Below are 13,796 nucleotides of genomic sequence, written 5' to 3' on the forward strand. Positions count from 1 at the left end.
GCATGGCGCGCGGCCGGCTGCGGGTCTACCTCGGGGCGGCTCCCGGGGTCGGCAAGACGTACGACATGCTCGCCGAGGGCCGACGCCGTGCGTCGCGGGGAACGGACGTGGTCATCGCCTTCATGGAGGACTACGGCCGGCCGCTGACCCGCCAGATGGCCGAGGGTCTGGAGACGGTGCCGCGCCGGACGATGCCCTACCGGGGCTGCGCCTTCACCGAGATGGACCTGGACGCGGTCCTCACGCGCCACCCCCGGGTCGCCCTTGTGGACGAACTCGCGCACACCAATGTCCCCGGCGGCCGAAACGAGAAGCGCTGGCAGGACGTGGAGGAGCTCCTGGACGCGGGCGTCGATGTCGTCTCCACGGTCAACATTCAGCACCTGGAGTCCCTCAACGACGTCGTCGAGCAGATCACCGGGATCCGGCAGCGTGAGACGGTCCCGGACGACGTGGTCCGCCGTGCCGACCAGATCGAGCTGGTGGACATGTCCGCCGAGGCCCTGCGCCGGCGGATGGCGCACGGCAACATCTACCCGGCGGAGAAGATCGACGCCGCGCTCGCGAACTTCTTCCGCGCCGGCAACCTGACCGCCCTGCGGGAGATCGCCCTGCTCTGGGCGGCCGACCGAGTCGAGGAGGCCCTGCTGCGCTACCGCAACGACCACGGGATCCAGCAGCCGTGGGGAACCCGGGAGCGCGTCCTGGTCGCCCTGTCGGGCGGGCCCGAGGGCGACACGCTGATCCGACGGGCCAAGCGCACCGCCTCGCGCGGAGCCGGCGGCGAGTTCCTGGCCGTCCACGTCGCCCGCGACGACGGCCTCACGGGCGCGTCACCGCAGCTTCTGGCGCGCCAGCGCGCCCTGGTCGAGAGCCTCGGGGGCAGCTGGCACACGGTGACCGGGGGTGATCCCGCCGAGGCGGTCCTGTCGTTCGCACGGCAGGTCAACGCCACCCAGATCGTCATCGGCGCCACCCGCCGCAGCCGCCTGAAGAACCTGTTCAGCCGCAGTATGGGCGAGACCGTCATCGAAGGCTCCGGCGACGAGATCGACGTCTACGTCGTCACCCACTCCGAAGCGGCCCACGGCCACCTGCTGCACCGCCGTCGGCGCACCGACGGCGACACCAGCTGACCGCCGCGCGTCCGCAGCGCTGATCATCCGCCTTCGCCGGACCGGTCCGGGCGGAGGGATTGGCCGGCGTGAAACGTTTCGGGCAACCGTCGATCTCGGGCACATGACGCGGCCGTCAAAGCCGCGTCAAGATTCCGCACCACCCGTATGGAACGCGTCAGGAATTGCCGGCGCTCCTGTTTTGGCTGGTTTGCTGCCTGTGCCGGTCCTCCACCGGTGCCGTGAACAGCGTCCGGGGCGCCCGCGGCATCCCCCACATCTCCCCAGTTGGTGGAACCCATGCTCGATCTCGTGTTCGTCGGCCTCACGGTTGCCGTGTTCGCCGTCATCGCTCTGATCGCGAAGGGGGTCGAGAAGCTGTGAGCGCCGAGAACATCGCAGGTCTCGTCGTCGCCGTCGCGCTCGTCGGCTACCTCGTCGTCGCGCTGATCTACCCGGAGAAGTTCTGATCATGAGCTCCACTGCTGCTGGGTGGCTGCAGGCCCTTGCCCTGGTGGGCGCCCTGGCCCTGTGCTACCGCCCCCTTGGCGACTACATCGCCAAGCTCCTGACCACCACCAAACACCTCAGAGTCGAGCGCGGCCTGTACCGCGTGATCGGTGTGGACGGTGACGCCGATCAGCGCTGGCCGGTGTACCTGCGCTCGGTGCTGGCCTTTTCGGCCATTTCCGTGCTCTTCCTGTACGGCCTGATCCGCCTCCAGGGCTACCTGCTGCTGAACCTCGGCGTCGAGCAGATGCCGGGGCACCAGGCCTGGAACACCGCCATCTCGTTCACCACCAACACCAACTGGCAGTCCTACAGCGGCGAGTCCGCTCTCGGCCATCTGGTGCAGATGGCGGGCCTGGCGGTGCAGAACTTCGTCTCCGCGGCCGTCGGCATCGCCGTCGTGGCGACGCTGATCCGGGGCTTCACCCGCAACCGCACCGACCGGGTCGGCAACTTCTGGGTGGACCTCACCCGGATCGTGCTGCGCCTGCTGCTCCCGATCTCGATCGTCTTCGCCCTGGTACTGGTCGCCAACGGCGTGGTGCAGAACTTCCACGGCTTCCACGAGCTGACCACCCTCGCCGGGGACCCGCAGTCGATCCCGGGCGGTCCGGTGGCCTCGCAGGAGGTCATCAAGGAACTGGGCACCAACGGCGGCGGTTTCTTCAACGCCAACTCGGCCCACCCGTTCGAGAACCCGAACGGCTTCACCAATGTGCTGGAGATCTTCCTGCTGCTGGTGATCTCCTTCTCCCTGCCCCGCACCTTCGGCAAGATGGTCGGCGACAACCGCCAGGGCTACGCGATCGTCGCCGTCATGGCGCTCTTCTGGGTCGCCTCCGCTGCCCTTGTGACCTTCGCGGAAAGTCAGCACAGCGGTGCCGCGCTCCAGGCCGCGGGCGGGGCGATGGAGGGCAAGGAGCAGCGGTTCGGGATCGCGGCCAGCTCGCTGTTCGCCGCCTCCACGACGCTCACCTCGACCGGTGCGGTGGACTCCTTCCACGACTCGTACACGCCGTTCGGCGGCGGGCTGACGGTGTTCAACATGATGCTGGGCGAGATCGCGCCCGGCGGTGTGGGCTCGGGCCTGTACGGGATGCTGGTGCTGGCGATCGTCGCGGTCTTCGTGGCCGGTCTGATGGTCGGGCGCACCCCGGAGTACCTGGGCAAGAAGCTGGGCGGGCGGGAGATGAAGTTCGCCTCGCTGTACATCCTGACCACGCCGACGCTGGTGCTGGTCGGCACGGGTGTCGCGATGGCGCTGCCGGGTCAGCGGGCCGGGATGCTCAACTCCGGTGCGCACGGCTTCTCCGAGGTGCTGTACGCGTTCACCTCCGCCAGCAACAACAACGGTTCGGCGTTCGCCGGTATCACGGTGAACACGGACTGGTACGACACGGCGCTGGGTCTGGCGATGGTGTTCGGCCGGTTCCTGCCGATGGTGTTCGTGCTGGCGCTGGCGGGTTCGCTCGCCTCCCAGCAGCCGGTCCCCGCCACCCCGGGCACCCTGCCCACCCACAAGCCGCTGTTCGTCGGGCTGCTGTCGGGCGTCGTCCTGATCGTCGTCGGCCTCACCTACTTCCCGGCCCTGGCCCTCGGGCCGATCGCAGAAGGTCTCCACTGATGTCCACCACCGTCACTCCTCCCGCACCCGCGGAACACGGCCACGCGCCCCACAGAGTCTCCGGCGGCCTGCTGGACCCGAAGCTGATCCTGGCGTCCCTGCCGGACGCGGTGAAGAAGCTCGACCCCCGGGTCATGGTCAAGAACCCGGTGATGTTCGTGGTCGAGGTCGGCTCGGTCGTCACCACCGTGTCCGCGATCGCCGACCCCAGCGTGTTCGCCTGGGCGATCACCGTCTGGCTGTGGCTGACCACGGTCTTCGCCAACCTGGCCGAGGCCGTCGCCGAGGGCCGCGGCAAGGCGCAGGCGGACACCCTGCGCAAGACCAAGACCGACACCATGGCCCGCCGCCTCACCGACTGGCCCGCCTCGCAGGCCGAGGAGGAGGTCCCCGGGACCGCCCTTCGCCTGGGTGACCACGTCGTGGTCGAGGCCGGCCAGATCATCCCCGGCGACGGTGACGTCGTCGAGGGTGTCGCCTCGGTCGACGAGTCGGCGATCACCGGCGAGTCCGCGCCGGTGATCCGCGAGTCCGGCGGCGACCGCTCGGCCGTGACCGGCGGCACCAAGGTGCTGTCGGACCGGATCGTGGTGAAGATCGCCTCGGAGCCCGGCAAGTCCTTCATCGACCGGATGATCGCCCTGGTCGAGGGCGCCGCCCGGCAGAAGACGCCGAACGAGATCGCGCTCAACATCCTGCTGGCCTCGCTGACCATCGTCTTCCTGATCGCGGTCGTCACCCTGCAGCCGCTCGCGACCTACGCCGGTGCGCCGCAGTCGATGATCGTGCTGGTCGCGCTGATCGTGGCGCTGATCCCGACCACCATCGGCGCGCTGCTCTCGGCGATCGGCATCGCCGGCATGGACCGGCTGGTCCAGCGCAATGTGCTGGCGATGTCCGGCCGGGCCGTCGAGGCGGCGGGCGACGTCAACACCCTGCTGCTCGACAAGACCGGCACCATCACCCTCGGCAACCGCCAGGCCGCCGAGTTCCGGCCGGCCGAGGGCGTGGGCATCGGGGACCTAGCGGACGCGGCGCAGCTTTCGTCCCTGGCGGACGAGACGCCGGAGGGCCGCTCGATCGTCGTCCTCGCCAAGACGGAGTACGGCCTGCGGGCCCGCGCCCAGGGCGAGTTGGCGCACGCCACCTGGGTGCCGTTCACCGCGCAGACCCGGATGTCGGGCGTTGACCTCGCGGAGGCCGACGGCGTCCACTCGGTACGCAAGGGCGCGGCGGGTTCGGTCACCAACTGGGTCACCGAGAACGGCGGCACGGTCGGCAAGGACGTCGCCGCCCTGGTCGACGGCATCTCCGCGGCCGGTGGCACCCCGCTGGTCGTCGCCTCCCGGACCGGCACCGCGGCGCCGAGGGCGCTGGGTGTCATCCACCTCAAGGACGTGGTGAAGGAGGGCATGCGGGAGCGGTTCGACGAGCTGCGCCGGATGGGCATCAGGACCGTCATGATCACCGGCGACAACCCGCTGACCGCCCGGGCGATCGCGGAGGAGGCGGGCGTGGACGACTTCCTCGCCGAGGCCACCCCCGAGGACAAGATGGCCCTCATCAAGAAGGAGCAGGCCGGCGGCAAGCTGGTCGCGATGACGGGCGACGGCACCAACGACGCCCCCGCCCTCGCCCAGGCCGACGTCGGTGTCGCGATGAACACCGGGACCATGGCGGCCAAGGAGGCCGGCAACATGGTCGACCTGGACTCCAACCCGACCAAGCTGATCGAGATCGTCGAGATCGGCAAGCAGCTCCTGATCACCCGCGGCGCGCTGACCACCTTCTCCATCGCCAACGACGTCGCCAAGTACTTCGCGATCATCCCGGCGATGTTCGCCGGCGTCTACCCGGGCCTGCGGCACCTCAACATCATGGGCCTGCACAGCCCGACCTCCGCGATCACCTCGGCGATCATCTTCAACGCCCTGGTCATCATCGGCCTCATCCCGCTCGCCCTGCGCGGCGTCAAGTACCGCCCCTCGGACGCAAGTTCACTGCTGCGCCGCAACCTCGGGGTCTACGGCCTCGGCGGTCTCATCGTCCCCTTCATCGGGATCAAGGCGATCGACCTCGTCGTCCAGTTCATCCCCGGCCTGAGCTGAGAAGGAGGAGAACGCATCATGTCCAAGCCCCTGCCCACCACCGTGCGCACGCACTTCACCGCGCTTCGCATGCTGCTGGTGATGACCGTCATCCTCGGCCTCGCCTACCCGCTGCTGATCACCGGCATCAGCCAGGTCGCGTTCACCGACAAGGCCAACGGCTCCATCGTCAAGGCGGACGGGAAGGAGGCCGGGTCCAGCCTGCTCGGCCAGAACTTCAACCTCCCCAAGCAGAACCCGGACGACCCGGACGAGGAGCCGAAGCCGGACCCGAAGTGGTTCCAGCCCCGGTTCTCCGCCGGCAACTACGACCCGAAGTCATCCGGCGCCACCAACCTGGGCCCGAACGACGAGAAGCTGACCAAGGCGATCCAGGACCGCCGCGCCGCGATCGCCGCCTTCGACGGCGTCGATGCGGCGGGCGTCCCGGCGGACGCGGTCACCTCCTCCGCCTCCGGCCTCGACCCGCACATCTCCGTCGCCTACGCCCGCGAGCAGGTCAACCGTGTCGCCAGGGAGCGCGGCATCCCGACCGAGAAGCTGAACCAGCTGATCGACCACTACACCGATACCCGTGCGCTCGGCTTCCTCGGCCAGGACGGCGTCAACATCGTCCTGCTCAACAAGGCCGTGAGCGAGGCGAAGTGACCCCCTCGACCCGTTGAGGATCCGGACCGGCCCGGGCGCGGAAGACATCCAACCGCGCCCGGGCCGGTCGCCCGCATTCCGTGTCCGCTCAGCGGAACAGGCCCAACCGCCCCGCACCCGGACAGCGCTCCACCCCCGTCCCAGGCCGCCCTTCGTCAGAAAGCGCAGCGCCCATGTCCCGTGACCTCACCCCCGGCACCGTTCACCGCCGCGGACGGCTGAGGGTCTACCTCGGATCGGCCCCCGGTGTCGGCAAGACCTACCGGATGCTGGATGAGGCCCACCGCAGACAGCAGCGCGGCGCGGACGTGGTCGTCGGCTGGATCGAGACCCACGGACGCAAGTACACCGCGGGGCTGCTCGACGGACTCGAAGTCGTCCCCCGCGTCCGCCGGCACTACCGGGACACCGACTTCGAGGAGATGGACCTCGACGCACTGCTCGCCCGCCGGCCCACCGTCGCCCTCGTCGACGAACTCGCCCACACCAACATCCCCGGCGGACGCAACGCCAAGCGCTGGCAGGACATCGAGGAACTCCTCGACGCCGGCGTCGACGTGATCACCACCGTCAACATCCAGCACCTCGAGTCGTTGAACGACGTCGTCCAGAAGATCACCGGCATCCCGCAGCGCGAGACCGTCCCGGACGAGGTGGTGCGCCGGGCCGACCAGATCGAACTCGTCGACATGGCCCCCCAGGCGCTGCGCCGCCGGATGGCCCACGGCAACGTCTACAAGGCGGAGAAGGTGGACGCCGCGCTCTCCCACTACTTCCGGGTCGGCAACCTCACCGCCCTGCGCGAACTCGCCCTGCTCTGGGTGGCCGGGCGGGTCGACGAGGGCCTGCGCGACTACCGCGCCAGCCACAACATCGACCGCGTCTGGGAGACCCGCGAACGCGTCGTGGTCGCCCTCACCGGCGGCCCCGAGGGCGAGACCCTGATCAGACGCGCCGCCCGGATCTCCGACCGCACCGCCGGCGGCGACCTGCTCGCCGTCCACATCAGCCGCAGCGACGGCCTGGCCGGCGCCTCACCCGGCGCCCTCGCCCAGCAGCGGCAGCTCGTCGAGGACCTCGGCGGCAGCTACCACGTGGTCGTCGGCGACGACGTTCCCACCTCGCTGCTCGCCTTCGCCCGCGCCCACCACGCCACCCAGCTCGTCCTCGGCACCAGCCGCCGCGGCCGGACCGCCCGCTTCCTCACCGGCCCCGGCATCGGCGAGACCACGGTGGACGCCTCCGAGGACATCGACGTCCACATGGTCACCCACGAGTTCACCGGCCGGGGCCGGCTGCCCGCCCTCGGCCGGCGCCACTCCCGACGCCGCACCGTCGCCGGCTACCTGGCCGGGCTCGCGGTCCCGGCTCTCCTGACCCTGCTGCTCTCCCAAGTGGACAGCGGGCTCAACCTGACGACCGTCGCCCTCATCTTCCAGCTCGGGGTGGTGGGCGTAGCGCTGTTCGGCGGCGCGGTCTCGGCGCTGCTGGCCTCGCTGGTGGCCTCACTGCTTCTGAACTACTACTTCATTCCACCGGTCCACACGTTCACCATCGGCGAGACCAACAACTTCATCGCCCTGGCCGTGTTCGCGGCCGTCGCGCTCACCGTCTCCACCGTGGTCGACCACGGTGCCCGCCTGACCACCCGCGCCGCCCGCGCCACCGCCGAGGCCGAGACCCTCTCCACCCTCGCTGGCAGCGTCCTGCGCGGCGCCGACGCCCTCCCCGCGCTGTTGGAGAAGACCCGCACCGCTTTCGGCCTCGACTCGGTCGCCCTGCTCGACCGCAGTGGCGGCGCTATCGCCCGCAGCGACTCAGACGGCGAACCAGCCCCCAACCGAACGGTCACCGAACTGCCGGCCGGCCCGGACGCGCTGCTGATCCTGACCGGACGCCGACTGCCCGCCGCCGACCAGCGCGTGCTCACCGCCTTCACCGCGCACATCACCGCCGCGCTGGAACGCGACCGACTCGCCACCGTCGCCGCCGAGATCGAACCGATCAAGGCCGCCGACAAGATGCGCACCGCCCTGCTCGCCGCCGTCAGCCACGACCTGCGCACCCCGCTCGCCGCCGCCCTCGCCTCCGTCGGCTCGCTGCGCAGCCCCGACGTCGAGTTCTCCGAGGAGGACCGCGACGAACTCCTCTCCATGGCCAACGACTCGTTGCTCAGGCTCACCGGGCTGGTCGACAACCTCCTCGACATGAGCCGCCTCCAGGCTGGCGCTCTCACCCTCCACCTGGAAGCGGCCCATCTCGACGAGCTGCTGCCGCGCGCAATGGACTCCCTCGCCGACCCGGACGCCGCCGTCCAACCGCTGGACCTCGGCCAGGCACCACCGGTGCTCGCCGATCCGCCGCTGCTGGAACGGGTACTGGCCAACCTGATCGCCAACGCCCTGCGCCACAACGCGCCCGGCGCACCGGTCCTGGTCACCGCGAGCAGCCACGAGGACCAGGTCGAGATCCGTATCGTCGACCGCGGCCCCGGCATCGCCCCCGAGGACCGCGACCGCGTGTTCCTCCCCTTCCAGCGCCTCGGCGACACCGACAACACCACCGGCGTCGGCCTCGGCCTCGCCCTCTCCCGCGGCCTCGCCGAAGCCATGGACGGCACCCTGGAAGTGGAGGACACCCCCGGCGGCGGCACCACCATGCTGCTCACCCTGCCCGCCGCCGTGGCCGACCGCCCCGGCGACGACAGCAACACGCCGCCATCAGGGACACCCGGCGACGGCGCCCAGGTACGGGAGGAGCAGTGAGCCGCATTCTCCTCGTGGACGACGAACCTCAACTGCTCCGAGCCCTGCGGATGAACTTCCACGCCCGCCATTTCACCGTCATCACCGCGAGCACAGGACAGGAAGCACTCGACGCGACCGGCCGCGAGCCACCAGACGCGGTCGTGCTCGACCTGGGCCTGCCCGACTTCGACGGCGTCGACGTCATCCAGGGCCTGCGCGGCTCGCTCGACGTGCCGATCATCGTGCTCTCCGGCCGCGCGGACACCGAGGAGAAGATCCGCGCCCTCGACGCCGGGGCCGACGACTACCTCACCAAGCCGTTCGACATGGACGAGCTGTTCGCCCGGCTGCGGGCCGTCCTGCGCAGGCCCACCCGCGCGGCACCAGGCCCCACGGCCCGAATCGGCGTGTACAAGATCGACGTGACCGCCGGGACCGTCACCGGACCGGACGGGCACGTGCGGCTCACCCCCACCGAATGGAAGATCCTCACCATCCTGCTGGCCAACCCCGGCCGACTGGTGCCCGGCAAACACCTCCTGCGCGAAGTCTGGGGCCCCGACGCCGAGCAGCACAGCAACTACCTGCGGGTCTACTTCGCCGGGCTGCGCCGCAAGCTCGAACCCGACCCCACCCGGCCCCAGTACCTGATCACCGAACCGGGCATCGGCTACCGCTACAACCCGTAACCCGCAAGCCGGAAGCGGTCAGCGCCGCTAAGGAGCCGTCAAGGCGCGCCCCCTACGCGTTAGGACGGCATCAGGAACCGCCGAAGCAGCCTCCCGGTGCGCATAGCGTCAGCGGCGAAGAACCGGTCCCGCCCCGTCTTCGTGGGGAAGTCGGGCGGAACCTCTGCCGGAATCCCAGCAACCTCGGTCACTTACACCGAGGTAATTCCGGCAGCCAAGTGGGGGGAAGGGGACGCGCGGCGATGGGCGCATCCGGCAGAGCGGCTATACCATGCAACGCGGCCTCGCCGGAGGCAGCGGCACACGGGCCGGCCGGGGTGGCACCCGCACCGCGCGTCCCCCACACCACCCCGACGCCCCGAACGACCCGCTCTGCACGCGGCCCCGAGTGGCTGAACCGGGCCTGGTGGAACACCCCCCGCCTGGTCCGTGGCCTGATCGTCGCCACCCTGACCGCGGCGCTGCTCTTCGGGGCCGTCACCGCGACGGTGCTCAGCGGCGCCCGCGACCGGATCGATGCGATCGGCCACCAGGCCGCCCCGCAGGCCGTCCGTTCGGCCGACCTGTACTTCGCGCTCAACGACATGGACGCCCAGGCCGCCAACCTGCTGCTGCTCGGCGCCGACCCCGACTACGCCGCCCTGCGCCGGCAGACCCTCGACACCTACGAGCAGCGCCGCACCGAGGCCGACAGCAACCTCCAGCGCGCCGCCGAAGCCACGGGCGATGACCCGGCCGGGCAGAAGGCCGTCCAGACCGTCCTCGACCGCCTCGGCCGCTACGAGGCCCTCGTCGCCCGCGCCCAGCTCCTGGAGGAGCAGGCCCACGCCCCGGCCGGCAGGCCCTCCCCCGAAGCCCTGGAGGCCTACCGGCAGGCCACCGACCTGCTGCGCCAGCAGCTCCTGCCCGCCGCAGACCAGGTCATCGCCGCCAACGACGCCACCGTCGAGAACATCTACACCGCCCAGCGCGACGACCTGGCCGCCGGCTGGTGGTGGATCCTGGGCGCCGGCCTGCTCGCTCTCGCCGCGCTCGCGGTCCTCCAGCGCACCCTCGCCGTCCGCTTCCGCCGCCTGCTCAACATCCCACTCGTCGCCGCCACGCTGGTGACCGCCGCCGCCTTGCTGACGGGTCTCACCCTCGCCTCCCGCGCCCAGGACCACCTGTTCGTCGCCAAAAGCAACTCCTACGACTCCGTCATCGCCCTCAGCCGCGCCCGTGCCACCGCCTTCGACATGAACGCCGACGAGAGCCGCTACCTCACCGACCCCGCCCGCGCGGCAGCATACGAGCAGAGCTTCCTCGACAAGAGCCAGGCCATCGCCCGGCTCGACGGCGTCACGATCGCCACCTACGACGCCCGCCTGCGCAGCGCCGCCGACGCGCACCGTGCCGACCACCGCACCGTCGGCTTCGACGGCTTCCTCGGCACCGAACTGCGCAACATCACCTTCACCGGCGAGCAGGACGCCGCCGAGCGGGTGCTGGCCACCTTCCAGCAGTACCAGCTCGACGACCGCAAGACCCGCGCGATGCGCGCCCAGGGGCAGCTCAAGGAGGCGGTCACCTTCAACACCGGCATCGCCCCCGGCCAGTCCAACGCCGACTTCAACCTGTTCGGTGACGCCCTCGACGCCGTCCTCGCGATCAACAAGCAGGCACTCGGCCAGGCCGTCGCCGACGCGGACGACGACCTCGACGCGATCACTGCGGCAGCGGGCGCACTGGCGCTCGCCGGCCTCCTCGTCGCCACGGCGATCGGCGTACGGCCCCGCCTTCGCGAGTACCGCTGAGACCACGCCCGCGAACGACCGCCCGGGTCGGCGTATCGCCGAGCCGGGTCCGCCGGTAGCTGGTGCTCGCTGAAGGTCAGGCGACCTTGGACGGGCGGTGCAGGGCATCCAGCGCCACACCGGCCTGGTCGCCCAGGGTCACGGCGACGATGCGGGCCTGCCGCGACCAAGGAACTGAGACGAGCCACTAGGTCACCGCAGGCGTTCCGGGCTTCGCCTCCGCCGTCACGCTCCGTACCTGCGAGCCGCTTCGCCAGGGCGATGGTTCATCGGCCTACGGGCGCAAGAACCGCAGATGGCGGCGGAGTCTGGACGGCGGTCCTGGCTTGGGGACCGTGGTGTCCAGGTCCAGCAGGCGACGGTCCCGAGCACGGTTCTGATCGATCTCCGCTGCCGAGTACCGGCGGCTCCAGCGGACGCGGCCGTCATGGATCCAGTAGTGCGACTCGCAGGGGAATGACCAGTTGCCAACCGACGGGGCAAGGGACACGTTCTCTCCGTCATAGGCGATCGACCACTGCGCCGGGGAGAGCGGTGTGATGACGTCGTGTCCACATCCGCAACAGCACAGGTGACCGCAGGTTCGGTAAGGGATCGAGACGTACAGCACCCCTGGTTCCATCGTCGGAGGGAATGTCTCGGTGAAGACCGGACGCAGCGTGTCCTGGGCACTCACGGCAGGTCCTCGTTGGCGATCTCGTTGGTGATCAGCGAGTACGTGGTGTGGCCTTCGTCAGTGGCATCGGCATAGATGCCGATGGATCGCTTCCAGCGGATGACGGCCAGGACGGCGTTGAGCGCGTTCAGGTCCGCGGTCTGGATGTTCCGCATGTAGGCGTCGCGTTCGGGCGCCGGCTGCGGGATGCGGCGGCGAGCCGCGTCACGGCGGCCGGGAAGGCTCGTGGTGACGCGGAGCAGCCCGCTGAGGCGGCCGTCGATCTCCTCGACGCCCATGCCAACGTCGATGAACGGCACGTCGCGTGCCTCGAGCCAGTCGATGATCGCCGGCTTGCCAGCGGCGTCGTCGGAGGCGAGGAAGACGAACGTCGCTCCGGTGAGCAGGTGGAGGTTGTCTTCGTCCAGGTACTCCTCGCAGGCCTTCACGCCCCGGTGCATGTTCGCGTAGATCGAGGCGAGGTAGGCGGCCTTGACCGGGCGGCCGCGCAGGGTCTCGAGGGTCGGGGCGCCCGGAGCGCGGAACGCGTTGTGGTTGTCGAAGGTGTCGCCGTCGACGAGGAGGATCGAGTCCACCTCGGTCTTGGCCACCTGGTCTAGGACGTAGCTCCCGCTGCCTCCGAGACCGACGATCACAATGCGGTGGCCCCGGAAACGGCGGTGGACGGCCGCGATGCCGGCGCGGGAGGTGGCGGTGTCCCGGTAGACGAAGGGACTGCCGTCGTCGACCTCCTGCCACGCCGCGCCCGGCGTAGGGGTGGCCGAGGAATCGAGTGCGTGCGCCTGGTCGGCGATGATCCGCGCGTAAGCGGTGATTTTCGTGTACTCGTCCGGGTAGCCGTCGGGCCCGGGCTTGCTGGAGAGCATGAAGGCCACCCGCATGCCCTCGGCGATCTCCCGGAGGTCCGGGCTCGCCAGGGCCAGCGGCCGGCCGTGCTCGTCGCACGGGGCGGAGCCGCTGAACCAAATGCGGTGGTCGGTTCCGGAGACCAGGCGGTCTCCGCTGACAGTCATGGGGTAGGCGAGGAACCCATGCGCGACGGTGCGGTTCTCGGTGGCGTACGGGATGTGCCGGATGATGACGTGGCCGGCATGGACGACGACGTCGTAGCCGTCGTCGAGGAGGCGGGCCAGGTCGGGATCACGAGCGAGAAGTGCGGTAGACATCGAAGACCATCCCCTTCTTCACCGGGACGCTGTGGCCGGCCGTGAGGCTGCCCGCTCCGTGTCCGTCGTGGCCACGGCTGTAGCGCACGGTGTAGGTGTCCTGGTCGGTCGGCACCTGGCCGGGGTAGGCGAGGTCTACGACCTGCTCGAAGGTGATCTCCTTCGCCTCCCAGGTGTGCGGGCGTGCGTTGACGACGATCGTGACGGGCGCGGGCCCGTGGCTGTCCTGGGACATGGGTCCTCCTGAAGGTGTGATGTGCGGTCGGCCCCGGGTTCTCCCGGGGAGCGTGGGGCGGGTTGTTCGGCGCGCGGCCGAGAGCGGCGCGCCGGACGGCCGTGTGCCGCGGTGGGTCAGCGCCGGAATACGGCGAGGAGGTTGTTGGTCCACACGCCATCGGCTCGGGTCCGCAGGTACTTCTCGCCGTGGGCGGGCGTCACCACGGCGACTTCCGTGCGGTGCCCGGCCGCGTCGCAGGTGTAGGCCCTGCCGGACTGGTTCTCGATCCAGTCGACGAGCTGTGCCCGGGTGCTGTTGCCGGTGTCGCCGGACGCCTGGTCAGTCCACCACAGGTGAGTGATGTGCTCGTGCGTGGCGCCGCCGGGGGACAGGCGTACCGCAGTGATCTGAATAGCCATGGTTCTGTTCCTGCCGACGAGGTTCCGACGGCCCCGAGGCCGGCGCCCGGATCCGTGAGCACCCCGGTGCGGGGTGCTTCGCCT

Annotated in this window: 12 protein-coding genes; 8 read left to right on the plus strand and 4 right to left on the minus strand. The window is 70.3% G+C overall.

What is annotated here, in order from left to right:
* Positions 1–2 precede the first annotated feature (2 nt).
* From OG715_RS08210 to OG715_RS08245, 8 genes are all read left to right on the plus strand, one after another.
* The gene (locus tag OG715_RS08210; RefSeq protein WP_323182276.1) at positions 3–1,136 is read left to right on the plus strand and encodes a universal stress protein; all 1,134 of its coding nucleotides are present in this window, start codon (positions 3–5) and stop codon (positions 1,134–1,136) included.
* Between the two features lie 359 nt (positions 1,137–1,495).
* On the plus strand, positions 1,496–1,585 hold the full coding sequence (kdpF, locus tag OG715_RS08215; RefSeq protein ID WP_266275987.1) for a K(+)-transporting ATPase subunit F: 90 nt from the start codon (positions 1,496–1,498) through the stop codon (positions 1,583–1,585).
* A 2-nt stretch (positions 1,586–1,587) separates the two neighbouring features.
* Positions 1,588–3,249 carry a potassium-transporting ATPase subunit KdpA gene (gene kdpA, locus OG715_RS08220; protein WP_266275985.1) on the plus strand — a complete coding sequence of 554 codons (1,662 nt, stop codon included), beginning with the start codon at positions 1,588–1,590 and terminating at the stop codon, positions 3,247–3,249.
* The gene (kdpB, locus tag OG715_RS08225; protein ID WP_266275983.1) at positions 3,249–5,357 is read left to right on the plus strand and encodes a potassium-transporting ATPase subunit KdpB; all 2,109 of its coding nucleotides are present in this window, start codon (positions 3,249–3,251) and stop codon (positions 5,355–5,357) included. The genes kdpA and kdpB overlap by 1 nt, the downstream gene beginning before the upstream one ends.
* A gap of 18 nt (positions 5,358–5,375) precedes the next feature.
* A complete protein-coding gene (gene kdpC / locus OG715_RS08230) occupies positions 5,376–6,005 on the plus strand; it encodes a potassium-transporting ATPase subunit KdpC (protein ID WP_266275980.1) in 630 nt (209 codons plus the stop codon).
* A gap of 173 nt (positions 6,006–6,178) precedes the next feature.
* A complete protein-coding gene (locus OG715_RS08235) occupies positions 6,179–8,770 on the plus strand; it encodes an ATP-binding protein (protein ID WP_266275978.1) in 2,592 nt (863 codons plus the stop codon).
* The gene (locus tag OG715_RS08240) at positions 8,767–9,441 is read left to right on the plus strand and encodes a response regulator (RefSeq protein ID WP_266275976.1); all 675 of its coding nucleotides are present in this window, start codon (positions 8,767–8,769) and stop codon (positions 9,439–9,441) included. Before OG715_RS08235 ends, OG715_RS08240 begins: the two co-directional genes overlap by 4 nt.
* A 317-nt stretch (positions 9,442–9,758) precedes the next feature.
* Complete coding sequence (locus OG715_RS08245) at positions 9,759–11,234, plus strand: hypothetical protein (RefSeq protein WP_266275974.1); 1,476 nt, start codon at positions 9,759–9,761, stop codon at positions 11,232–11,234.
* A 274-nt stretch (positions 11,235–11,508) separates the two neighbouring features.
* On the opposite strand, the gene OG715_RS42385 is transcribed toward OG715_RS08245, so the two are convergent.
* From OG715_RS42385 to OG715_RS08260, 4 genes are all read right to left on the minus strand, one after another.
* Complete coding sequence (locus OG715_RS42385; protein ID WP_353962762.1) at positions 11,509–11,856, minus strand: DUF6527 family protein; 348 nt, start codon at positions 11,854–11,856, stop codon at positions 11,509–11,511.
* Between the two features lie 50 nt (positions 11,857–11,906).
* Entirely contained in the window at positions 11,907–13,076 is a 1,170-nt protein-coding gene (locus OG715_RS08250) for a ThiF family adenylyltransferase (RefSeq protein ID WP_266275972.1), read from the minus strand.
* A complete protein-coding gene (locus tag OG715_RS08255; protein WP_266275970.1) occupies positions 13,051–13,311 on the minus strand; it encodes a multiubiquitin domain-containing protein in 261 nt (86 codons plus the stop codon). The genes OG715_RS08250 and OG715_RS08255 overlap by 26 nt, the downstream gene beginning before the upstream one ends.
* Before the next feature lie 116 nt (positions 13,312–13,427).
* Complete coding sequence (locus OG715_RS08260; RefSeq protein WP_266275968.1) at positions 13,428–13,712, minus strand: DUF3892 domain-containing protein; 285 nt, start codon at positions 13,710–13,712, stop codon at positions 13,428–13,430.
* Between the last annotated feature and the right edge of the window lie 84 nt (positions 13,713–13,796).

Source organism: Kitasatospora purpeofusca (genome assembly GCF_036010405.1).
GTDB lineage: Bacteria > Actinomycetota > Actinomycetes > Streptomycetales > Streptomycetaceae > Kitasatospora > Kitasatospora purpeofusca.

Excerpts from the sequence above, each read along its gene's own strand:
- kdpB (WP_266275983.1), top strand. The coding sequence starts at position 3,249 with ATGTCCACCACCGTCACTCCTCCCGCACCCGCGGAACACGGCCACGCG.
- OG715_RS08235 (WP_266275978.1), top strand. The coding sequence starts at position 6,179 with ATGTCCCGTGACCTCACCCCCGGCACCGTTCACCGCCGCGGACGGCTG.
- OG715_RS08255 (WP_266275970.1), bottom strand. The coding sequence starts at position 13,311 with ATGTCCCAGGACAGCCACGGGCCCGCGCCCGTCACGATCGTCGTCAAC.
- kdpA (WP_266275985.1), top strand. The coding sequence starts at position 1,588 with ATGAGCTCCACTGCTGCTGGGTGGCTGCAGGCCCTTGCCCTGGTGGGC.
- OG715_RS08250 (WP_266275972.1), bottom strand. The coding sequence starts at position 13,076 with ATGTCTACCGCACTTCTCGCTCGTGATCCCGACCTGGCCCGCCTCCTC.
- OG715_RS42385 (WP_353962762.1), bottom strand. The coding sequence starts at position 11,856 with ATGGAACCAGGGGTGCTGTACGTCTCGATCCCTTACCGAACCTGCGGT.
- OG715_RS08260 (WP_266275968.1), bottom strand. The coding sequence starts at position 13,712 with ATGGCTATTCAGATCACTGCGGTACGCCTGTCCCCCGGCGGCGCCACG.
- OG715_RS08210 (WP_323182276.1), top strand. The coding sequence starts at position 3 with ATGGCGCGCGGCCGGCTGCGGGTCTACCTCGGGGCGGCTCCCGGGGTC.
- kdpC (WP_266275980.1), top strand. The coding sequence starts at position 5,376 with ATGTCCAAGCCCCTGCCCACCACCGTGCGCACGCACTTCACCGCGCTT.